The following is a 21,505-nucleotide window of genomic DNA, read 5'->3' on the forward strand; positions in this document are numbered from 1 at the left end:
CAGCACAATACCTGCTGATCTGCACTACACATCCCGCATAAAGTGTGGGGGGTTTAGGCAGGCAACCTAAAGAATGCCACTGGAGTGGCACAAATTAGCAACGAAGAACCGAACACTGGGAATATGCTCATGAAGTTGAAACCAACCCTGATCGCAGCCGCCATAAGCGCGCTGGTAATCAGCGGCTGTGACCGCGCCCCGAACACAGCCGAGCAGAGTGCAACCGCCACAGCCACGGAAAGCACGGCGACTCAAGAAGTCGCAGGAAAAGTGGACCCAGCCGCAGTCAAACGCGTAAACCAGATGTTCGAGGACTTCTTCCAGGAGCACCTCGCCCGCAGTCCTGAGACCAAAACTTTCCTGGGTAAAAAAGAAGACTACGATAAGTGGGATAACCTCTCCCCAGAATTTGCCAAGGAAACCCTGGAGCTCGACAAGCGTCAGCTGGCGGAACTGAATAAAATTGATCCTTCCACCTTGGATGACGCTACCCGCCTGAGCCTGCGCCTGGCAAAACGCAACTGGCAACAGGATATTGATGGCTACAAGTGGCGCAATCACGGCTACCCGGTCAACCAGATGTATGCCACCCATACCAGCGCCGCCACACTGCTGATCAGCCAGCACCGTATCGATGATGTCAGCGATGCAGAGGCCTACATCTCCCGTTTGAATGGCATGCCCAAGTATTTCTCCCAGCTGGAAGAACAACTGAAAGCCAATGCTGCAGTCGGTACAATCGTACCCAAATTTGTATTCCCTTACGTTATTAGCGATTCCCGCAACCTGATCACCGGTGCACCTTTTAACGGTGAGAAAGACAGCCCACTGTTTGCAGACTTTAAAGAAAAAGTAGAAAAGCTGGAAATCAGTGAAGATCAAAAGAAATCACTGGTCGATAAAGCCAGCCAGGCCCTGACTGAAAGCGCCGGTCCCGCTTACGAAAAGTTGATCAGCTACCTGCAAGAGCTTGAGAAAAAAGCCACTACCGACGACGGCGCCTGGAAACTGGCAGACGGCGAAGAGTTCTATAAATTCCGCCTCGGTGTTTACACCACTACGGATATGACTGCCGATGAGATCCACCAAACCGGTCTTAAAGAAGTTGCCCGTATTCACGACGAAATGCGCGAGATTATGCGCAAGGTGAAGTTCGAAGGTAACTTGCAGGAATTCTTCGAATTCATGCGCACCGACAAGCAGTTCTACTACCCCACCACTGAGGAAGGTAAAGCGGAATACCTGGAAAAGGCCACCGCAATTATCGACACCATGAAGGGCCGCCTGGATGAACTGTTTATCACCAAGCCCAAAGCCGATCTCGATGTAAGAGCCGTAGAGGCCTTCCGCGAAAAATCTGCAGGTAAGGCCTTCTACCAGCGCCCGGCTCCCGACGGTTCGCGCCCAGGTATCTACTACGCCAACCTGTACAATATGAACGATATGCCGTCTTACCAGATGGAAGCATTGGCCTACCACGAAGGTATCCCCGGCCACCATATGCAGCTTTCTATCGCTCAGGAATTACAGGATATTCCCAAGTTCCGTAAATACGGTGGTTACACTGCTTATACCGAAGGATGGGGTCTCTACTCCGAGCTGGTACCCAAGGAATTGGGCTTCTATGAAGACCCCTACTCTGACTTTGGACGCCTGGCTATGGAACTGTGGCGCGCTGGCCGATTGGTGGTAGACACCGGCCTTCACGCCAAGAAATGGACCCGCGAGCAAGCGATCGACTACCTCGTAGAGAACACCCCGAACCCGAAAGGCGACGTGGTTAAAGCGATCGAGCGCTATATTGTGATGCCTGGCCAAGCGACCGCATACAAAATTGGTATGCTGAAAATTGTCGAGCTGCGTGAAAAAGCCAAAACAGAACTGGGTGATCAGTTTGATGTTCGCGGCTTCCACGACACTATCCTGGCCAGTGGCCCAGTCCCCTTGGATGTACTGGAAGAACTGGTTAATGAGTGGGTTGCAAAAGTAAAAACCCAACAATAAATAATAGAAGCGACAGATAAGTACCTGATAACTACTTGTCTGTCTTTTTCTTATCGTCAGTAGAGCATTGCAGAAGTAAAAATTCTGTATAGTTTTTACAATACGGCATTTATTGTTTTACAGGGAAGTCCGGAATGACACTCCGGACTTCTTATTAAGCAATCACCAGCTCCCAGCATGAATGGCACTGTGGTCTTATTTCAACCCCCCCTATTTTCAGCTCACCTTAGCCGCCACTGTCGTATAAAAGCACCAAAATAAAACATACCCAGTATTCCCCATACCAAAAAAGTGCACCGCTCTTATTTTCTGCTGAATTTATATCCACAAAACCAAATAATGGGATGCTTTTACATAAAAAAGTCCATTAACTGCAAAAATAATGATAAAAAAGTAAGAGCTACTCTTTGAACGCAAGGATTGTACTCATGAAGTTAAAAGTAACTCTGATTGCAGCGGCAGTAAGCTCACTCATTCTCACAGGCTGCAACGATAGTACCAACAATGCAGATGCACATAAGATTGCCCCCTTAGAGGAAAGTGCACTTAATCAGTCACCTCCCCCGAAAGTCAGCAAAGAAATGAGTGAGGCCAGCAAGAAGGTCAATTTGCTATTCGATAAGTTCTTCCAGGAGCATCTAGACCGCAGCCCTGAATTCAAAACATTCTTGGGTCTGAAAGAGGAGTACAGCAAATGGAATGATCTAACTCCTGAGTTTGCGCAAGAAACCCATGAAATTAATAAACGTCAATTATCCGAGCTGAATAAAATTGATCCCGCTATACTAGATCGACCTACCCAACTTAATCTTCGACTGGCAAAACGCAATTTGCAACAAGAAATCGAAGCCTATAAGTGGCGAAATCATAATTATCCAGTCAACCAAATGTTCGCCACCCATACCGGCGCCGCTTCAACACTTATCAGCCAGCACCGTATCGATAACATCAGGGATGCCGAAGCTTATATTTCCCGCTTAAATAGAATTCCCCAGTATTTCGCACAGCTGCAAGACCAACTGGAGGAAAACGCCAAAGCTGGCACCACTATTCCAAAATTCGTTTTCCCCTATGTTATTGGAGATGCACAAAACCTAATTACTGGTGCTCCTTTTGATAGAAAAAAGGACAGCCCTCTATTTGCTGACTTTAAGGGAAAAGTAGAAAACCTCGATATCAGTAAAGAACAGAAAAAGTCCTTAATAGATAAAGCTAAAACAGCGCTAAAAGACAACACTGGCCCCGCCTATAAAACCCTAATCGACTACCTGCAAGAGCTTGAGATACGCGCAACTACTGATGATGGCGCCTGGAAACTGGCAGATGGCAGTGACTTTTATAATTTTCGTCTCGGCTTTTACACTTCTACCGATATGACAGCCGAAGAAATTCATAGGATTGGCCTTGAAGAAGTGACTCGCATCCATGATGAGATGCGGGAAATTATGCGTAAAGTAAAATTCGAAGGTAAGTTGAAAAACTTCTTCGAATTTATGCGCACCGACCAGCAATTTTATTACCCGACCACAGAACAGGGGAAAGCTGCATATCTTGAGAAGGCTACTACCATTATCGATACCATGAAGGGTAGGCTGAACGAGTTATTTATCACCAAACCTAGAGCGGACCTCGATGTGAGAGCGGTCGAACCATTCCGGGAGAAATCTGCCGGTAAAGCTTTTTACCTGCAACCTGCTGCCGACGGCTCACGCCCAGGCATCTACTACGCCAACCTCTACAATATGGACGATATGCCCAGTTACCAGATGGAAGCACTGGCATACCACGAGGGCATCCCCGGCCACCATATGCAGCTCTCTATCACCCAGGAATTACAGGATATCCCTAAATTCCGTAAATATGGTCACTATACCGCCTATACCGAGGGTTGGGGCCTTTACTCTGAAATGCTGCCAAAAGAGATGGGACTCTACCAAGACCCCTACTCAGATTTTGGGCGATTGGCAATGGAGCTATCGCGAGCAGGACGCCTTGTAGTAGATACCGGAATTCACGCCAAGAAATGGACCCGAGAGCAAGCCATACAATATCTAATGGAAAACACTCCTGACCCTGAAGGGGATGTTATTAAAGTTGTCGAGCACTATATCGTATTACCCGGTCAGGCAGCAGCCTACAAAATTGGCATGCTCAAAATTTTACAGCTTCGTGAGAAAGCCAAAAAAGAACTGGGAGAGAAGTTTGATATTCGTCAATTCCACAATGCAGTTCTGGCCAACGGCCCAGTACCACTGGATGCCCTGGAGGAAATTATTGACGAGTGGATAGCAAGCACCAGAACTCCAAAAGTATAACTAAAAGGTTAAAACAGAATTAAGAAAGGCCACTATCTGTGGCCTTTCTTGTTTGAGCTATTAGCGAACACCTAACAATTCGAGAGCCAAATATACACGAGGACAAGCGATATACTTGGTTTACCTGCATTTTTAGAACCCTATAGCTCAAGGTTGAAAGCCCCAGCTAACAGCACGCACTCTTGTACTGCAAACCGCTGCCAGCATGTAGAATGATCTTATTTCTTAGGTATCGCATGGCTTAGTAATACTGTGCTCAGTTGGCTGCGGGGTAATAGTCATAACTTTTACTTCGCCAGGCGTTTCAAATCGGTGCCAGACACCTTTTGGTATAACCAATATTTGCCCAGCTGATAATTCGTTCCGCTTCTCTTCACCGTTTACGAGAAGAATTAGAGCTGTTTCCCCACCTATAACTTGAACAAACTCATCTCCATTGGTGTGTCTTTCCCACTCGCTATTCCCTGAATAATGGGCTACGTATATTCCACCATCCCTATACTCGGACAATAAGGCAAATGCATCTTTAGCTTCCTCATCCGTTGTTTCGGGAGTTCTTCCTTTTAGAAATTTAACTCTAGAAAACCCATCATCTACCGTAATAGCTTTTGACTTCGGCACTTACCAACCCCTTACAAGTACTATTCTTACTACTGGGGTGGAAGGAAAGAATACGCCGCACTCGAGACACGCTGTGAATACATCCCTGTAAGCTCCTAATCGGCATCCATGCCTCATAGGGTCCCAAGCGCGGCGTATTCTTCCCTTCTCCCTTTTTGGTAACTAAAACCACATGATCCGAGCACCTTCACCCTTTCTAGCGGTAAAGATGCTCAAACTTTTAAGTTACTCTTTTTTCGATCCTATAGCCGAATACTCTGCAAAAGTGAATCCTAACTCTTGTTGGTTGCTATCCACTGATCTACCTGCTGCTCCAGCACTGCCAATGGCAAAGCGCCATTGGTGAGAACTACATTGTGGAACTGGCGGATATCAAACTGGCTACCAAGCGCTTCTTTAGCGCGTTCACGCAACTCAAGAATCTTCAGCATACCGGTTTTGTAGGCCAGTGCCTGACCGGGCCAAACCATATATCGTTCGATTTCGGTGGTGACTTCAGACTCAGTCATACCGGTCTTTTCCAGCATATACTCAATCGCTTGCTCGCGACTCCAGCGCTTATAGTGCATTCCAGTATCCACGACCAACCGCACAGCCCGGAACATTTCCGCCTGCAACCGACCCAAATCATCATAGGGGTTTTCCTGGAAACCGGCTTCTTTAGCAAGCTTCTCGGAGTACAGTGCCCACCCTTCCGAGTAAGCATTAAACAACCCCATTTTACGGAAAGTCGGCACACCTTTTAGCTCTTGTGCAATTGCCAACTGGAAGTGATGCCCAGGTACCGCTTCATGGTAAGCCAAGGTACGCATTCCAAACTTTTTGGTTTCATGAACATCCCGCAAGTTTGCATAAAATACCCCGGGGCGAGACCCGTCCATTGCTGGAGGATTGTAGTAGGCTCCCGCAGAACCTTGCTCTTTAAACTCTGGGACTCGGCGCACCTCAACACCCATTTTGGGTTTTAAATCAAAATAGTCACCCAGGCCCGCATCAATTTCATCAATCATTACCTGGTAATCGGCAATAATTTTCTCTCGTCCTAAATCTGAATCCTCATAAAGAAACTGGGGATCATTATTCAGTGCAGAAAAACGTTCGCTAATAGTGCCACTGGTTCTACCAACGGATGAAAAAATTTCATTCATTTCCGTTTCAATTCTTGCAACCTCTTCCAATCCAATACGATGGAGTTCCTCCGGTGCAATATCTGTACTGGTAAAGTTGCGTACTTGATAGACATAGTAGGCATCCCCATCCGGCAATGCCCAAACACCATTGTTCTCTCCAACTTTTAACCGGAGAGTACTGAAATAATCGATTAGCCCTTGATACGCGGCGTAAACTTCTGTACCAATCAGCAACTCAGCTTGGCTGAGAATACCTTCCCGCTCCTGTTTATCCAGCTTTTCAATTTTGTTAAGTCGCTCCAGTAATGAGGTATAAAGTATATTTTCTTTTACCGGCGCGGCGATAAAACCCTGCATTTCCTCTAAAACACTATCGACAACAAAGCGCGGGGGCAGGATATCTTTCTCTTCCCTTATCTTCAGACCATCCAGCAATTGATCAAACTTACGTCCGACCTCTCCCAGACGAGACAAGTAATAATCAGCTTCTTTTACATTGTTGATCTGATGTACTTCAGCGAGAAACTCCGGCAACCTATTCTGCTCACCCGACATTTGGTTAAGCGGGTAATCATGGTGCCTCCAGCGTTCAACTTCCGCCTTTATACTGAGAAGATGCTCTAACACATCATAGGAAATGGCCTGCTGCCCTTCCAAACTTTCGCGATCGTAGCTGCGCAATACCGCCAGCTCGCTCTTCATCATTTCAATAACACGCAACTGCTCTTCTTCAGACAAATCATCGAGATGCGCATTGTGTCCATCAATTCCAAATTGTTCCAAAATTCTAATTTGTGAAAGGATTTCCGGACTGCTACTGCCGATTTTTATAAAGACACGTTCAAAAAATACATCTATAGACCAAGGCTTGAAATAAACTGCATTAATAGCAAAAGCAGAAACTGCCAAAACCCCCACAAAAAATAAGCCGCCAAACCATTTGGCAATAGTCTTAATCATTATATTTCTCCCGAATTCTTAGCTGTAATTTTGTCCCGGTATCAGGATCACCTCAACTCCCGCAGCAGAGAATTCCGATAGAGCGATCAGCGCAGGGGCCAAGCTGAATTAGACCCATAATCCACAACTATTTTATCGGCGATACAAAGTCACTGGGCTTCAGAGCCAGCAGGGAGCAACTGACCTTCTGCAATATATTCTCTGCTGTATTCCCCATAATGAAACCGGGAATACCCGCCCGTCCAACAGTGCCCATAACCAGCAAGTCGAGACCCTCTTCATCAATCAGCAATGGAATAAAGTTATCTGGATGGGCAACCACATGGTGAATACGTATTTCCCCCTCAATTCCGGATGCACGTATCAATACATCGAGCTTTGATCGGTGTTGGGCCCGCGCTGATTCAGTGGCTTCATCCAACTCTTCCTCAGAGGCGCTCAAGGGAAAATGGCGCCGCAAGTATTCATCGATATCGAAGTCCCAACAGGAAATAACATTCAATACCCCACTGCAACTGTCAGCGAGTACTCGCGACCAGCGCAGCAACCGGATCGCCAAGTCATAACTGCTGCCATCCTCGCATTCAGGGTCGAGAGCAACAGCCACCTGTATCTTGTTGCGATGTTCCTTGATTGGGCGGCACAGCCATACCGGGCAGGGACACTTTCGCAGCAGATCCATATCCATTGCCTTGAAGCCCTTAAGCTGGCTGCGACCCTCAACATTCTTGATCACCAGGTCATAGCCCTCAGCCAATACCCGGCGAATCACCCTCTCGGCAGGTCGGGCACCACAATCTGACTCAATCTCCAAATTGGTCCTTTCCGCCGATAACTCCATATGTACGCGGGCCGACTCAATTTCACTCCTGACCCTATCAAGCATTGTCCTCACACAGAGCCGACTAAACTCCTCAAACCCTTCCGGCACCTTCGGACAGACCAGTAACACCTTTATCTCCGCCTGATGATTGCGCGCCACTGCAAAAGCCTGCATGAGTCCACTGCTTTCATCCTCAGCAGCATGGCTGACATACAGGATTTTATGAATGTTTGGCATAACGCTGCCCTCAACCAGAGACATTTGGGAGCAAACAGGGGCAAGACTCACCATAAACCCACTCGCTGCTTCAAATTAGTATCGTGAGCAGAGCAGATTTCACACGGAAATACACAGGTGAAGGAGATCGCGCAGGAGTAGATAGGGGAAGGTGAAGTGAGCAAACACCAACCATAATAGACGGAAAAAGCGTCAAGTGTCACCAAAACACAAGGCAAAGGAGCCCAAATGAGCCCAGGAGGCTAAAGCAGGTCGGTGAGGGCCCAATTCTGGGGTCAGATATCCAAAACCTGCTTAACAAAAGGAATGGTGATTTTACGCTTAGCCATAAGAGAAGCCCGGTCCAGCTCCTCCAGACACAAAAAGAGTGCTCGAGTATCCCTCGGGGCGCGGTGCAATATGTACTGGGCCACATCTTCCGGCAGGTCGAAACCGCGCAGACGGCTGCGACGGCGCAGGGCGGCAACTTTATCGCTGTCATTCAGAGTTTTGAGCTGGAACACCAGGGACCAGTGCAGGCGTGACTGCAAATCAGCCAGGGCAATATCCATACCGCGGGGCGACTTGCGAGCCCCCATCAATAACTGCCTGCCGCCATCCTTAACTCGGTTATAGAGATGGAAAATAGCGGTCTGCCACTCGGGCTGTCCCTCCAACAAATGAACATCATCTATACAGACAAGGTCCAAGCGTTCGAGTCCGTCGAGAATAACAGCCGGGTCCATGTTCATTAGGTCTGCGAGAGGGAGATAATGGAAAGAGCGACCATTGGCCTCTGCGCACTGACAAGCAGACTGAAGCAAGTGGCTAATACCACTACCCGCCTCACCCCAAATGTAAATTACAGACTCGGGATTCTCGCCACTGGCAAAAGACTGCAGCAGGGCAACTACCTGTCGATTTGGATCTGAATCCGACAGGTAGAAGTTATCAAAAGTGGCGTCATCCCGCAGGGATACCCCCAGCGGCAATTGTTGCGGAATACTCATCTCAATCCCAGTGATAGCGCAACGGATTCTCAGCGCTGCCCAAGGGTGAACGGTATCCATTCAGGTTAATGGCGTCTCCGTCCGCTTGTGCTCGCAATTTATGGTTTAGAGCCAGCGTATCACGCAAATTGCTCAACCCTGCCGAAGTGACCAGTGCCAGGCGCATTCGGTCCCCTTCAACAGAGAGCAGGTTAGCACTGCTGACCTGTGCCAACCCCTGTAGATAACCAGATGCCTTGGCATAATCAGCAAAACTGTCGATACCAGATAACTCAACAATCACCGCGCCCAACTGATTGTCCTGGCCATTTGGGGACACCGCATAGCGCTGCGCGAGAATATTGGCCAGCTGGTTAACGCCGCGCAGAGCGACCTCTTCCAGCGAACCTCCGGCAGTATCAAAGGCATAACTGCGACCGCCGTGAATTAGCAACCAATCTGCCTGCCAGCGATGGCCCGAAGCTTGAAGCACCCGCCCCATCAAAGTGGCATCGGGACTATAGCGAAAACCCGCCTTCTCAGCTGCCTGCTCATCCTGGGCCCAGAGAGCTCCCAGGGGCATATTGCGCTGATCATTAAGATCCATTACCGGGAAATCCAGGGGGACACCGCGCTCGATAGCCATTGCCTCGAGTACAGAGAAGAGCTCCGGGGTCGCCTCTTCACTCAAAGCACTGCGTCCCTCTTGCAGGGTATCTACTGCAAGCCACACCAAAGTACCGGGGCGATTGTTAGGCCACACGGGCAAGTTCAATTGATTAACTTGCCGGGAGATCGCTTGGGGATCAAAGGAAAGGTGTAAGTAGAGCTGATTGTCCTCGCGGGTATAGCGATACCCCTGAACAAACTGCTGTGCATTCTTTAATATCGGCTGCACATTTGGGTTACTACCGACAGCGGCATCTCCCGTAACACGTACGAACACACGTTCCAGGCCGCGACTTCCGGCTGCTGTACGATCCGTGGCTCCGCGACTCGACACAGCCTCGACAACTTCGTACAAATCCGAGATGACTCGAGCTTGAACCGGTAGGGCTAGAACACTGATGATCAGAGCCAGCAACTGCAACACCAATCCCTGCCGGAGCAGCTTGTGCATAGGACTTCTCTCCAAACCTCTTATTTTCCGCCCCTGAGCTTGCAGAAATTATTATCGATGTGCAAGACGCCAGATTTTAGGGCGGACTAAAAATTGCGGCTATTGTATCAGCGTCAGACGTTTCTCTCAGCCCCGAGTTCTCACTATCGGAGTGATTTCACAGTTCAAATGGCGAGAAAATGCCGAAATCCCCCTTCGAGATGCCGTCTGGGCGTGGCTACCAAGGCAAGACCCAGATAGAATACGCGCCCTTCGAATACCCACCGCAGGAAGAATCATGAGCGATTCCAAGCCGCAATCTACGCAAACATCCCTCTCTTATAAAGATGCCGGTGTCGATATCGACGCAGGTAATGCACTGGTAGAGCGCATCAAAAATGTCGCCAAACGCACATCCCGCCCCGAGGTAATGGGCGGACTGGGCGGATTCGGCGCCCTGTGTGAACTACCAAGCGGCTATAAAGAGCCGGTTTTGGTTTCCGGCACCGACGGTGTGGGTACCAAGTTACGCCTGGCAATGGACTTGGGCATTCACGACAGCATCGGTATCGATCTTGTCGCCATGTGTGTGAATGACCTGATCGTAGCAGGAGCTGAACCCCTCTTCTTCCTCGACTATTACGCAACCGGCAAACTCAATGTCGATATTGCTGCAGAAGTAGTTACCGGCATTGGCAAAGGCTGTGAGCTGTCAGGCTGCGCACTGGTCGGCGGCGAGACCGCCGAAATGCCCGGCATGTACGAAGGCGACGATTATGACCTGGCAGGCTTCTGCACCGGTGTCGTAGAAAAATCTGAAATCATCGACGGCAGCAAAGTTAAAGCTGGCGACGTATTGATCGGCTTGGCCTCCAGTGGCCCCCACTCCAATGGCTACTCCCTGATCCGCAAGGTTCTCGAAGTCAGCGGTGCCGATCTCCAGCAGGACATCGGCGGTGAAACCCTGGCCAAGGCGCTGATGGCCCCGACCCGTATCTACGTTAAAAACCTGCTGCAATTAATGAAGACCTTCCAGGTGAATGCGCTAAGCCATATCACTGGCGGCGGCTTACTGGAAAACCTGCCCCGCGTACTGCCCGAAGGCTGCAGCGCGCGTATTGATGTCACCAGCTGGGAAATGCCTCCAGTATTTAATTGGCTGCGTGATGCAGGCAATATCGATAGCCGCGAAATGTACCGCACGTTTAACTGCGGTGTTGGCATGGTTATTTGCGTGCCTGCAGAGCAATCCGAGTCGGCACTATCCGCTCTCAAGCAAATGGGCGAAGACGCCTTTGTCGTTGGCACTATCGAAGATGCCAAAGAAGGGGCGGAAGCAGTAGAGCTGGCGGGGCTGTAATGTCTTGTAGAGTTGCCGTATTAATCTCCGGTAGTGGCAGCAACCTGCAGGCTCTGCTGGATGCCGCCGCACAAGAGGACGCGCCTTTTTCCGTGACTGCGGTTGTCAGCAATAAGGCAGATGCCTATGGGCTGACTCGCGCAGAACAGGCAGGCGTTCCCACCTCTGTGGTGAATCACCGGGATTACTCCAGCAGAGAAACCTTCGATCACGCCTTAATCGAAGAGATCGACAAGTGCAAACCAGATTTGGTTGTACTGGCTGGGTTTATGCGTATTTTGACACCCGACTTTGTGCGCCACTACAACGGCCGCCTGATCAACATTCACCCCTCCTTACTGCCGAAGTACCAGGGCCTGCATACCCATAAGCGGGCACTGGAAGCCGGGGACAAAGAACACGGAGTAACCGTGCATTTTGTCACCGAGGAGCTCGACGGCGGGCCACCTATCGTCCAAGCCATTGTTCCTGTAAAGGAGGGAGACACTCCAGAGCTATTGGCAAAGCGAGTGCAGGTTCAAGAGCACATCATTTACCCCATGGCGGTTACCTGGTTTGCTCAGCAGCGCCTGCAAATGGCGGATGATCGAGTTCAGCTGGATGGTGAATTACTACCTCACCACGGGGTTCAGGTTTCCGCATAAAACCAGCCCTTGATAGCTGGCGGGGTAAAAGTCCTTCAATGTACTTTGCGCGCCTCGCCAGCTAGTATTCAAAAGGGTTCAGTTTTTTGTGGGATATCACAGTGCGCCTTTTTGCTACCTCTCTGTTTCTTTTTTTAATTACCGGCCAGGCAATTGCTGCTGAGCTGGAACCTTTCAAAGCCACCTACGCCGCCCGATTTAATGGGATCAGCATTACCGCCACTCGGGAATTGTCCGGACAGGACGGCAACTGGCGCCTGGACTTCGATAGCAGCGCCCTTTTTGCCAGCATTAAAGAGTACTCTCGCTTTACCAGCCAGGATGGCCATATCACCCCCCAACATTACGAATATCGCCGCAAAGGCCTTGGTCGAAATCGCGCCACGGTGCTTAATTTCGAACCGTCAAAAGGTATGATCTTTAACGTCCATAATCCGGAGCGAGATCTCAAAGACGCCCCACCCAATATTCTTGACAAGGTGAGCTATCAAATCCAACTGGCACTCGATGTCGCCGCTGGAAAAACAGACCTTCAATACAAAGTTGCCGACGGCAAAAAAATTCGCGATTACAAATTCAGTCAAGTTGGCACTGAAACCCTAAAAACACCTCTGGGCCCGGTGGAGACAATTAAAGTCGCTCGAGTGAGAGATAAAGACTCTGGAAGAGAGACAACTGTCTGGATCGCACCGCAATGGAACTACGCTTTGGTGAAACTTATCCAAAGAGAAGAAAATGGCAAAAGATATCAAATCAACCTGACAAATTTATCCATCAACGGCGAAAAAGTCGCTGCCAGCCAATAAATGGCCACATTTTCGACTGATGGAAAAAAATCCGTCGACTTGGATAGATTTTTGTCCCCATTGTCTTTATAAAGTCACTCCTCTCCCTCACTAGGGCAATGACGTATTGCTAGACTTTTTAGTAAGGGATTTGCTACGGAAGTGGAAGGTACTTATATAAGTCTAAAGGCCTTCCTGCCATGGCAGAGTTTATTCCAACCTGTTTATGGCTTTCAGTAATCAGCAGACTTAGAGATGGGTTCTCATGAATAAAAAATACCTGCGACACGCAGTTCTGGCCGCAGCTATCAGCTCCGTTTCCCAAGGCGCTATGGCTGCAGGTTTCTACTTGCAGGAAACCAGTGCAACAGGCCTTGGCCGCGCATTTGCTGCCGAAAACACTATCGGCGACAACGCTGCAATTCTTGCGCGCAACCCAGCCGGTTCAGCTCTATTCAATACTTACACCATTTCTCTTGGTGCGACTTACGTTGATCCCGAAATCGATGTTGATGGTGATGTCACCTACTATGTCGGCAGTGAGGAAACTGGCTACCTGGGATTCGAAACTCCCGCGAGCGCCAAAGACTACGCCACCAGCGCAGTAATCCCCAACGGCTACCTGGCCGCCCCCATCAATGATGAGTGGTCCTGGGGCCTGGCCATGTACACCGACTTTGGCCTGGAAACTGATTTCCCGGATAACTTCCCCGCAACTACGATCGCTAACAAAACCTCTCTGCTGACTGTAAACATCCAGCCATCTGTTGCTTACGATTTTAACGATCAATTCAGCATTGGCCTGGCAGCGAATATTTTCTACGTTGATGCAGAACTGAACACCACCTTCCCCGATGACTTCCTGATCGGTGACGTTGTAGCACCCGCCTTTGGATTTAACCCCTCCGGCGCCACCGTGTTGGACGTAAAAGGGGATGCCTGGGACCTGAGCTGGACCATCGGCGGCCTGTGGCGCATCAGCGACAACACTCGCGCAGGTATTTCTTACCACGCTAAGTACGACCCCAAAATTAAGGGTGAAGTAAGCTCCGACATCGCTCCGAGCCCGCTGGATTCATTTGACGATACTTCCGGCAACCTGACCCTGAACCTGCCTGACACCCTGGAGCTGGGCTTCTACCACCGCTTCAACAATAATTGGGGTGTGGCAGTAGGTTACATGTGGACCAACTGGGACCGTTTCGAGCGCCTCGAAGCCTTTATCCCCTCCGCTGGTGAAGACTACAACCCGCTTCTGCTGAAAGAAGAAAATTTCCAAAGCGGCTCTCGTTTCAGTATCGGTGGTGAATACTACCGCAATGACGAGTGGACCTTCCGCTTTGGTTACGCTTACGATCAAGGCGCTGCCCGCGACGGCTTGAACCGCCATGAAACCGAAGAACTCTCAGAACTGGTAGGCGAAGACCTTCCGATTACCTGGCGTACCCTGTCTATTCCCGACACTGATCGCCAGTGGCTGACTGTTGGCGGCACCTACTCACTAACTGACAAACTCACTGTTGATGGCGCTTTCGCCTACATCTGGGGTGATGACGAAGTTATCCAGGAAGCTAACAACATTAACGACTCCCTGATTACCTACTTCGATGGTGGCACCACCAAAACCGAAGCTTACCTGTTCAGCTTGGCTCTGAATTACCAGTTCTAAATCACCTTAGATCTGATAGGAAAAAGGCTCTACCCCTGGTAGGGCCTTTTTTATTCCCAGCTATTGTCCTCCTCACCTAAGCCTCCATTAACCCCACAACAATCCACTCCCCAGAAAACTCCCCCTCACCCCCAATCCAAATACCACCAAAGCGTTAACATCGAAAAAAAGGGTTAGATATCTCCATCCTTAAATTTGATATAAGGAACGTCAAATCCTAAAACCAGATGAGTTTGCAAAATCATATTTCCTAACAACGTATTTAAATTATTTATTTTTGCTCAATCAATGGAATTTGGAGCTTATTTGTTTAACTTATCAATATTGTTCAAAATCGCCTTATTCAGAAAGCAGCACCTATAAGCTCACATCACTGTTACTCAAGGACCTCTGAATAACTCCGTAATACCTCTGCGACCTCTCATTAACCGAGAGGGCTCACGCATGCATTGCAAACATAAAACCCACTTAAATTGTGAAGTAAGTCAAACTACAAGAGTAAAATCATGAAGTTGTCAGCAGTATTTATCTTGTTAATTTTAAGCCTGGATGTCGCAGCCTTCTCTATGGGAGACGCCATCAATACGGCTGGTAAACAGAGAATGCTATCCCAGCGCATTACCCAGACTTACATCTTGCGCGGCATTCAACCGGATGCAGAGCGCCACGAAAAGGTATTTGCCCGATCAATTCACGAATTTAAAAAGAATCACGAGAAACTAAATAATTTTCATGGCGCAGAAAAGATCAGAGATCAACTTGTTGAAGTTGAAAAAGAATGGAAAGCGTTTGAGTCTGTCGCCTCACAACCAGTCAATAAACAAAGCGCCAGCGAATTATTTCAGCGCAGCAACTCCCTTCTTTCTGCCGCCCACACCTATGTGGTCCAACTCCAACAAGTCGCCAATCACAACAGCGCCGAGCTCATTAATATCGCCGGTCGCCAGCGTATGCTCTCCCAGAGAATCGCCAAGAACTACGCTGCTAAACTATGGGAAGTATCCTTGGATGATGCCGAAACCGGATTGCAGGAAGATCTCTCCGAATACTCCAACCGACTGAACCAGCTATTGGAGAGCCCCCTCAATACTCCAGAGATCAATGACAATCTACGCAAAGCAAAAGACCACCTGAGTTACGCCAGCCGGGGGTTTGAGGGAAATATGAAAATATCTGAAAAGCGCCAAATTCAGGTAATTACCGGCACCACGGATCTAATGCTACGCAATATGAACATCATTACTGAACAATATGCTGAATTGCTAAATTCAGGGGAGTAGGGATGAGAACGGATATTGAATTCAGGCCCAGTACCGAAGAAATCCTCCATAAACTGGCAACGCCTGAGTTCCAGGCACTCAATCAGCAAGCTAATGACGAATCCATTAAGCGCATGAAGCAGGCTGTGCCGATTTTGATCGGGATAGGTAAAGCTGGCGACAACATTCCCGGAATGCGAAAAAATTTAGTCCTGCATGCCGGTCCCCCAATAACCTGGCAGCGGGCATCTGGACCGTTAAAAGGCGCAATCATTGCCGGTCTGATTTATGAAGGCCTGGCTAAAAATAAAGCTGAAGCGGAGCAGGTTATGGAGGAAGGCCAGGTTGATCTTGAGCCTTGCCATAACCACAATGCGGTCGGGCCCATGGCTGGCATTATTACCCATTCAATGTCTGTGTATATTGTCGAAGATAAGCTATCCGGCAATCGGGCTTATTCCAACCTTAGTGATGATCGCGCCGATTACCGCGGCAGCTCTATTCGCTTTGGCGTGTATGACAAAGAGGCCATCGATTACCTTCGTTGGATAGAGGACGAAATTGCCCCCGTACTAAATCAAGCAATCCAGGATGAAGGCGGAATTGATTTTGTACCTATAATTGGCCGGAGTCTCCTTATGGGAGACGACTGCCATGTAATGACTAATGCCGCCACACTGATTTTCTCTAGAATTTTAATGCCGGGAGTTATTCGGGCCAGTAAAAAGCGAAAAGATATTGAAAGGATTACCAACCAAATCTACAAGGATGAGACATTCCCATTAAACCCAATCATGGCGACCTGCAAAGTTGTTTCCGATGCTGGCAGCGGTATTCCTCACAGCAGCATTATTACAACTATGGCTCGCAATGGGACGGAATTTGGTATTCAAGTTTCAGGGCTGGATAAGGCCTGGTTTACCGGCTTAGCGGGGGTTGGCCATGGACTGTTAATGCCGGGAATCACTCCTGCAGATGTCAACCGGGACATGGGAGACAGTGCTATCACCGAGACCATGGGTTTTGGCGGCACCCTTAAAATATCCTCAGGAACATACCAAGACAACATCGACAGCATATTGAAGATGTATGATATCTGCCACTCTGAGAGTGACTTTGTCGTTACTCCAGGCATTGAGGGTAGAGGCGCTCCATTTGGTTTTGACCTGCTAAAAATCATAAGAACCGGTACAACACCAACTATCAACTCTGGCCTGGCCCACAAAAGCATGAACCACTATCAAGTCGGTACCGGGTCTCTGCACCCCCCGCTGGAAGCATTTTTAAATGCTGCTGCCAGCTTCCTGGATTCAGAGGAAGAGCAACCCTCAGTCCACTAATAACTGAGCCTCACAACGAATTCCCAAGATTCATATTTCACATGGGCATAAAACAGAAAAAGGGGCAAAGCCCCTTTTTCTAATACCGACAAACTAAAAGCTCAGATTACCAACCGCACTGACGCCCTTGGTTCTGCTCTTCCAGATACGCCATCAGCGGCTGGAAGTAATCGATAATGGCGGAAGCATCCAGGTCGCGCTGACCAGTGAGCGCTTCCATAGCATCCGGCCAGGGCTTGCTTGCACCCATTGCCAACATAGCGCGCAGCTTCTTACCAGCCTCATCATTCTGGTAGATGGAGCAGCGGTGCAACGGTCCGGTTTCACCAGCGGCTTCACACAGCGCACGGTGGAATTGGAACTGCTGGATACGCGCCAGGAAGTAGCGAGCGTAAGGTGTATTACCGGGGATATGGTACTTGGCACCCGGATCGAAGTTCTCTTCGGAGCGCTCTACCGGAGCGGCAATGCCCTGGTAATCTTCACGCAGTTTCCACCAGGCTTTGTTGTAATCTTCCGGCTTCACCTCACCGTTGAATACCTGCCAGCGCCACTTATCAACGAGCAGACCAAATGGCAGGAAGGCAATCTTATCCAGCGCCTGCTGCATCAGGTAACCGATATCTTTACTCTCATCCGGCACCTCATTCATCAAACCGATTTCCTTCAGGTACTTCGGCGTGATGGAAAGCGCGATGGTATCGCCAACAGCTTCGTGGAAACCGTCGTTAGCGCCATTTTTATAGAGGAAAGGCTGATCTTTATAGATGCGCTGGTAGAAGTTGTGGCCCAACTCGTGGTGGATGGTAACCAGGTCTTCACCCGTTTTATTGATACACATCTTGATGCGGAGATCGTCCTGCCCATCCATATTCCAGGCACTGGCATGACAAACCACATCGCGATCACGTGGCTGGGTGAACTGAGAGCGCTCCCAGAAAGTTTCCGGTAGAGGCTTAAAGCCCAGGGAGGTGAAAAACTTCTCCCCCACTTTAACCATGTCTTTTTCACTCATGCCGGAATCAACCACCAGCTGAGTCAAATCATAGGGCGCCTGCATGTCATCGTCTTTGACGATGTCATAGACGTTACCCCACTCCTGGGCCCACATATTACCCAACAAGTGTGCAGGGATCTTACCCTGGGCCGGCACTACGTCATCGCCGTAATGCTCATTCAACTTGGCGCGAACATGGCAGTGCAAAGCTTCGTACAATGGCTTCACTTTACCCCACTGGGTATCCATATCCGCCGCAAAGGCATCCGGAGCCATATCGTATTTGGAGCGCCAGAAAACACTCAGGTTGTCATAACCCAATTCTCTGGTGCCCGCATTACCAATCTCCACCTGGCGCTCATACAGAGGCTTCATGGGAGGAGAAACTTTACGCCAACCAACCCACAGATCCTTGAGCAATTCAGGATCGCGGTTAGTCGCCATCACCTGCCCCATCTCGGTCAGGGTATAGCACTTTTCTTCACCAGCATCTTCGCGGCAGTATTTACCGGCACCGTACATGCCCTGCATTTTTGAGCCAATTTGCGCCAGCTCAGAAGTTAATGCCGGATCTTTCGGTGCGGGGAAAACCAAACCCTGCTTCAACATGGTCAACTGGCGACGGGTATCCGGGTCCAGGTCCAGGTCGTTAAATTTGGCGGCCTCTGAAGCCAGCTCCACTGCCAGGGTGGTGTATCGCTCTGAAGCCAAAGCCTCTACATATTGGGAATCAATATTGATATAAGTAGAAGCGAGCCAAGCGGCATGACTTGCCTCTTGTCCCATTTTTTCCATGCGAGCTTGGGCGTCTTTTAAGAAAGCTTGCGCATCTTTGGCTGTCAGCTGGGAATTATCAGCTGGACTTTCCGCAGTCGCCTGGGCCACACCAACCGGTTTTACCGCTTGCTGCCCACTGTCACAGGCAGACAGTGCAACGGCAACCGCTATCGAGAGAGCAACTTTTTTCATTTTCTCCTCAAGAATCATTTTTAGATCTGCTTATAGTTGACGCCGTTTATAGCATAAGCCCCACACGATCAGCGACGGCAAGGCCGAAGATCGAGCCAGATCGACACAAAATCCCCTTTTATATCGTCTTTGCGGGAAAAAATTTGGTGAGGAAAAGAGTAAAAACCCAGGACACGGTCGAGCAAAACACTCTCAACGGGATTTTTCAGGGGATGATTTTTGAAACAAAGAAGGGAGAGATTGGAGGCAGCCCAACCAGCAACACCCTCGGCACATGATACCACTGCTACCGTTGCTCCCTTCCGGGCCTGGCGGAGTTCACAGCTGCTCATTGCGAGGGGACCGGGAGGGCCGCCACAACGATCTTCGGTGCCAGTGCATCCGAAGAGGGCGCGATTATAGAGGCATAAACGAATAAGATCCAGCCCTATTAACAGGTTATAATAAACGACTACTATCTCACCCCCTGCAAAGAGTTACTCATGCACTTGTTTGTCGATAATTTAACCAACGTTGACTTCAGCTACCTCGACTCAAGACGAGGCATCGTAGGCGAGACCTGGCTGGCAAACGCAGCCCTCGATGGCGCCTTGGATGAACAGGGGATGGTTTGCGACTTTGGCATAGTGAAAAAGACCCTGAGGCATTGGCTGGATGATCAAGTCGACCACCGCCTCCTGGTACCTACCCGCTCACCCCAACTGACCCTGGAGCACAATAGAGACCAGGTTAACCTAACCTGGCTACTGGAAAACGGGGCTTCTATTAAAGTCTCAGGTCCAGAACAAGCTTTTGCCTTAGTGGACGCCGAGTTAATTACTCCTGAGAGCGTCGCCGTCTGGTGTGTCCAGCAGCTGGCCAGCCACTTCCCCGACAGCGTGGAGAAGCTCAAGCTCAGCTTCCACTGTGAAGTGATTGAAGATGCCTTCTACCACTACAGCCATGGCCTGAAAAAACACCTTGGCAACTGCCAACGTATCGCCCATGGACACCGTTCACGCATTCAGGTCATGACGGGTGGCCAACGCGATACAGAGCTGGAAAAGTACTGGGCTGAGCGCTGGGAAGATATCTACCTGGGCACTCGCGAGGATCTGGTTTCAACAACTGCCGATGATCGCAGTGAGGAAATCCATAACTTTGCTTACAGTGCGCAACAGGGAAACTTCACCCTGTCCATCCCTGCCAAAGTTTGTGAAATTCTTGACTGTGATACCACGGTGGAGCAGTTGGCCCAATATATCGCCAACACCCTGGCGGCAAGAGAACCGGGGAAAGCGATTACCGTAAGAGCCTACGAAGGTATTGGCAAAGGCGCGATTGCTTCAGCTCAAACCAGCTAATCCAGCCCCATAGCATCGACACCATTATAAATTGAAGTACCAAGGCGCCCGACTTTGAACCTGATTGTTTTACAAAAGCACGACTTTATTAGTCCCAATCGCGTCCGCCTTAGTGGACGCCAGCTGGAGCATATCACCAAGGTTCACAGAGCAGCACCGGGACAACAACTTCGTGTCGGAATGCTCGACGGGCAAATAGGTAGTGGCGAGATTGTTAAACTCGACGAGAAGTGCGTTGAGCTTGAAGTGGCATTCGCAATTGATCCGCCCCAGCCATTACCTCTCACACTTATTTTGGCCCTGCCTCGCCCCAAAATGCTCAAGCGGGTTATCCAGCACCTGACTGCGCTCGGGGTCAAAAAACTGGTTTTAATTAATAGTTACCGGGTCGAAAAGTCTTACTGGCAAACTCCCTGGTTGCAGGAAGACAAACTCTTTGAGCAATGCTTGCTCGGACTAGAGCAGGCTGTCGATACGCAAATGCCGGAAATTCTGTTGCGCAAACGCTTCAAACCGTTTGTCGAAGACGAACTCCCTTCCCTCTCCAGTGACTCTCGTAAACTGGTGGCTCATCCAGTAGGGGGAACGGCTTGCCCTGTGGACATAAAGCAACCGACCACTTTAGCCATTGGCCCTGAAGGCGGCTTTATCAGTTATGAAGTCGAGAAACTCCAGGAAGCAGGTTTTCAATCCGTTCACCTGGGTCCACGTATTTTACGAGTGGAAACTGCACTGCCAGTCCTAATTAGCCGGTTATTTCCCGCTTTTTAACTTACTCAAACTTTAGAGGCTCTAATACACCTTCACGGGGGCCTCTAAACACCTATTTGATTTATTGCTTTTTAAAACATAGAGCAAGCTTTTACGAAAGCTTAACTCTCCATACTTCATTTGTTCAAAAAAAACCCATTAAAGTTACCTATCTCTCACGATGAGACAATTGCGTAATTTAGCAATCAATATTTCATCAATTTGTCACAAT

16 protein-coding genes and 1 other RNA gene are annotated in these 21,505 nt (G+C 49.3%); 10 read left to right on the forward strand and 7 right to left on the reverse strand.

The features are described from left to right. The first annotated feature begins 129 nt into the window (after positions 1-129). Together ACJJI5_RS18170 and ACJJI5_RS18175 are read left to right on the forward strand one after the other, a co-directional pair. Positions 130-2,004 (forward strand): DUF885 domain-containing protein, encoded by a 1,875-nt coding sequence (locus tag ACJJI5_RS18170; protein WP_445354851.1) that lies wholly within the window; start codon positions 130-132, stop codon positions 2,002-2,004. Positions 2,005-2,432: 428 nt separating this feature from the next. Beyond that, a complete protein-coding gene (locus ACJJI5_RS18175) occupies positions 2,433-4,319 on the forward strand; it encodes a DUF885 domain-containing protein (protein WP_445354852.1) in 1,887 nt (628 codons plus the stop codon). A 225-nt stretch (positions 4,320-4,544) separates the two neighbouring features. Here ACJJI5_RS18175 and ACJJI5_RS18180 read toward each other — a convergent pair whose 3' ends face one another. The 5 genes from ACJJI5_RS18180 to ACJJI5_RS18200 all read right to left on the reverse strand — a co-directional run bounded on the left by ACJJI5_RS18180 (position 4,545) and on the right by ACJJI5_RS18200 (position 10,178). Beyond that, positions 4,545-4,940, reverse strand: a complete 396-nt coding sequence (locus tag ACJJI5_RS18180) for a cupin domain-containing protein (protein ID WP_445354853.1) — start codon at positions 4,938-4,940, stop codon at positions 4,545-4,547. Positions 4,941-5,212: 272 nt separating this feature from the next. Further along, the gene (locus ACJJI5_RS18185) at positions 5,213-7,030 is read right to left on the reverse strand and encodes a DUF885 domain-containing protein (RefSeq protein WP_445354854.1); all 1,818 of its coding nucleotides are present in this window, start codon (positions 7,028-7,030) and stop codon (positions 5,213-5,215) included. Positions 7,031-7,157: 127 nt separating this feature from the next. Beyond that, positions 7,158-8,090, reverse strand: coding sequence for a universal stress protein (locus ACJJI5_RS18190; RefSeq protein WP_445354855.1), 933 nt, complete (start codon positions 8,088-8,090; stop codon positions 7,158-7,160). 275 nt (positions 8,091-8,365) lie between these two features. After that, entirely contained in the window at positions 8,366-9,079 is a 714-nt protein-coding gene (hda, locus tag ACJJI5_RS18195) for a DnaA regulatory inactivator Hda (RefSeq protein WP_282931683.1), read from the reverse strand. A 1-nt stretch (position 9,080) separates the two neighbouring features. Beyond that, positions 9,081-10,178, reverse strand: a complete 1,098-nt coding sequence (locus ACJJI5_RS18200; RefSeq protein ID WP_445354856.1) for a DUF2066 domain-containing protein — start codon at positions 10,176-10,178, stop codon at positions 9,081-9,083. A gap of 277 nt (positions 10,179-10,455) precedes the next feature. Here ACJJI5_RS18200 and purM point away from each other — a divergent pair, with 277 nt between their 5' ends. The 6 genes from purM to ACJJI5_RS18230 all read left to right on the forward strand — a co-directional run bounded on the left by purM (position 10,456) and on the right by ACJJI5_RS18230 (position 17,214). After that, positions 10,456-11,517, forward strand: a complete 1,062-nt coding sequence (gene purM, locus ACJJI5_RS18205) for a phosphoribosylformylglycinamidine cyclo-ligase (protein WP_282931681.1) — start codon at positions 10,456-10,458, stop codon at positions 11,515-11,517. Continuing rightward, positions 11,517-12,161 carry a phosphoribosylglycinamide formyltransferase gene (gene purN, locus ACJJI5_RS18210; protein ID WP_445354857.1) on the forward strand — a complete coding sequence of 215 codons (645 nt, stop codon included), beginning with the start codon at positions 11,517-11,519 and terminating at the stop codon, positions 12,159-12,161. The genes purM and purN overlap by 1 nt, the downstream gene beginning before the upstream one ends. Before the next feature lie 101 nt (positions 12,162-12,262). After that, a complete protein-coding gene (locus tag ACJJI5_RS18215; protein ID WP_282931679.1) occupies positions 12,263-12,967 on the forward strand; it encodes a DUF3108 domain-containing protein in 705 nt (234 codons plus the stop codon). A 244-nt stretch (positions 12,968-13,211) separates the two neighbouring features. Next, on the forward strand, positions 13,212-14,615 hold the full coding sequence (locus ACJJI5_RS18220) for an outer membrane protein transport protein (protein WP_413664789.1): 1,404 nt from the start codon (positions 13,212-13,214) through the stop codon (positions 14,613-14,615). Positions 14,616-15,121: 506 nt separating this feature from the next. Then, a complete protein-coding gene (locus tag ACJJI5_RS18225) occupies positions 15,122-15,895 on the forward strand; it encodes a type IV pili methyl-accepting chemotaxis transducer N-terminal domain-containing protein (RefSeq protein WP_444927015.1) in 774 nt (257 codons plus the stop codon). Positions 15,896-15,897: 2 nt separating this feature from the next. Continuing rightward, the gene (locus ACJJI5_RS18230) at positions 15,898-17,214 is read left to right on the forward strand and encodes a YlbE family protein (RefSeq protein ID WP_444927014.1); all 1,317 of its coding nucleotides are present in this window, start codon (positions 15,898-15,900) and stop codon (positions 17,212-17,214) included. Positions 17,215-17,320: 106 nt separating this feature from the next. On the opposite strand, the gene ACJJI5_RS18235 is transcribed toward ACJJI5_RS18230, so the two are convergent. After that, positions 17,321-19,180 carry a M2 family metallopeptidase gene (locus ACJJI5_RS18235; RefSeq protein ID WP_445354858.1) on the reverse strand — a complete coding sequence of 620 codons (1,860 nt, stop codon included), beginning with the start codon at positions 19,178-19,180 and terminating at the stop codon, positions 17,321-17,323. 250 nt (positions 19,181-19,430) lie between these two features. After that, an RNA gene (gene ffs, locus ACJJI5_RS18240) (signal recognition particle sRNA small type) lies at positions 19,431-19,528 on the reverse strand. A 134-nt stretch (positions 19,529-19,662) separates the two neighbouring features. Here ffs and ACJJI5_RS18245 point away from each other — a divergent pair. Both ACJJI5_RS18245 and ACJJI5_RS18250 read left to right on the forward strand, forming a co-directional pair. After that, positions 19,663-20,523: a 6-carboxytetrahydropterin synthase gene (locus ACJJI5_RS18245; RefSeq protein ID WP_445354859.1), complete on the forward strand. Its 861-nt coding sequence runs from the start codon at positions 19,663-19,665 to the stop codon at positions 20,521-20,523. Between the two features lie 54 nt (positions 20,524-20,577). Next, positions 20,578-21,294 carry a 16S rRNA (uracil(1498)-N(3))-methyltransferase gene (locus ACJJI5_RS18250; protein ID WP_445354860.1) on the forward strand — a complete coding sequence of 239 codons (717 nt, stop codon included), beginning with the start codon at positions 20,578-20,580 and terminating at the stop codon, positions 21,292-21,294. The last annotated feature ends 211 nt before the right edge of the window (positions 21,295-21,505 follow it).

The organism is Microbulbifer maximicatervae (SeqCode) (assembly GCF_052467955.1).

Coding starts and splice junctions, on each gene's coding strand:
- hda (WP_282931683.1), bottom strand. CDS start 9,079: ATGAGTATTCCGCAACAATTGCCGCTGGGGGTATCCCTGCGGGATGAC.
- ACJJI5_RS18235 (WP_445354858.1), bottom strand. CDS start 19,180: ATGAAAAAAGTTGCTCTCTCGATAGCGGTTGCCGTTGCACTGTCTGCC.
- ACJJI5_RS18170 (WP_445354851.1), top strand. CDS start 130: ATGAAGTTGAAACCAACCCTGATCGCAGCCGCCATAAGCGCGCTGGTA.
- ACJJI5_RS18225 (WP_444927015.1), top strand. CDS start 15,122: ATGAAGTTGTCAGCAGTATTTATCTTGTTAATTTTAAGCCTGGATGTC.
- ACJJI5_RS18200 (WP_445354856.1), bottom strand. CDS start 10,178: ATGCACAAGCTGCTCCGGCAGGGATTGGTGTTGCAGTTGCTGGCTCTG.
- ACJJI5_RS18185 (WP_445354854.1), bottom strand. CDS start 7,030: ATGATTAAGACTATTGCCAAATGGTTTGGCGGCTTATTTTTTGTGGGG.
- ACJJI5_RS18230 (WP_444927014.1), top strand. CDS start 15,898: ATGAGAACGGATATTGAATTCAGGCCCAGTACCGAAGAAATCCTCCAT.
- ACJJI5_RS18245 (WP_445354859.1), top strand. CDS start 19,663: ATGCACTTGTTTGTCGATAATTTAACCAACGTTGACTTCAGCTACCTC.
- ACJJI5_RS18175 (WP_445354852.1), top strand. CDS start 2,433: ATGAAGTTAAAAGTAACTCTGATTGCAGCGGCAGTAAGCTCACTCATT.
- ACJJI5_RS18190 (WP_445354855.1), bottom strand. CDS start 8,090: ATGCCAAACATTCATAAAATCCTGTATGTCAGCCATGCTGCTGAGGAT.
- purN (WP_445354857.1), top strand. CDS start 11,517: ATGTCTTGTAGAGTTGCCGTATTAATCTCCGGTAGTGGCAGCAACCTG.
- ACJJI5_RS18220 (WP_413664789.1), top strand. CDS start 13,212: ATGAATAAAAAATACCTGCGACACGCAGTTCTGGCCGCAGCTATCAGC.
- purM (WP_282931681.1), top strand. CDS start 10,456: ATGAGCGATTCCAAGCCGCAATCTACGCAAACATCCCTCTCTTATAAA.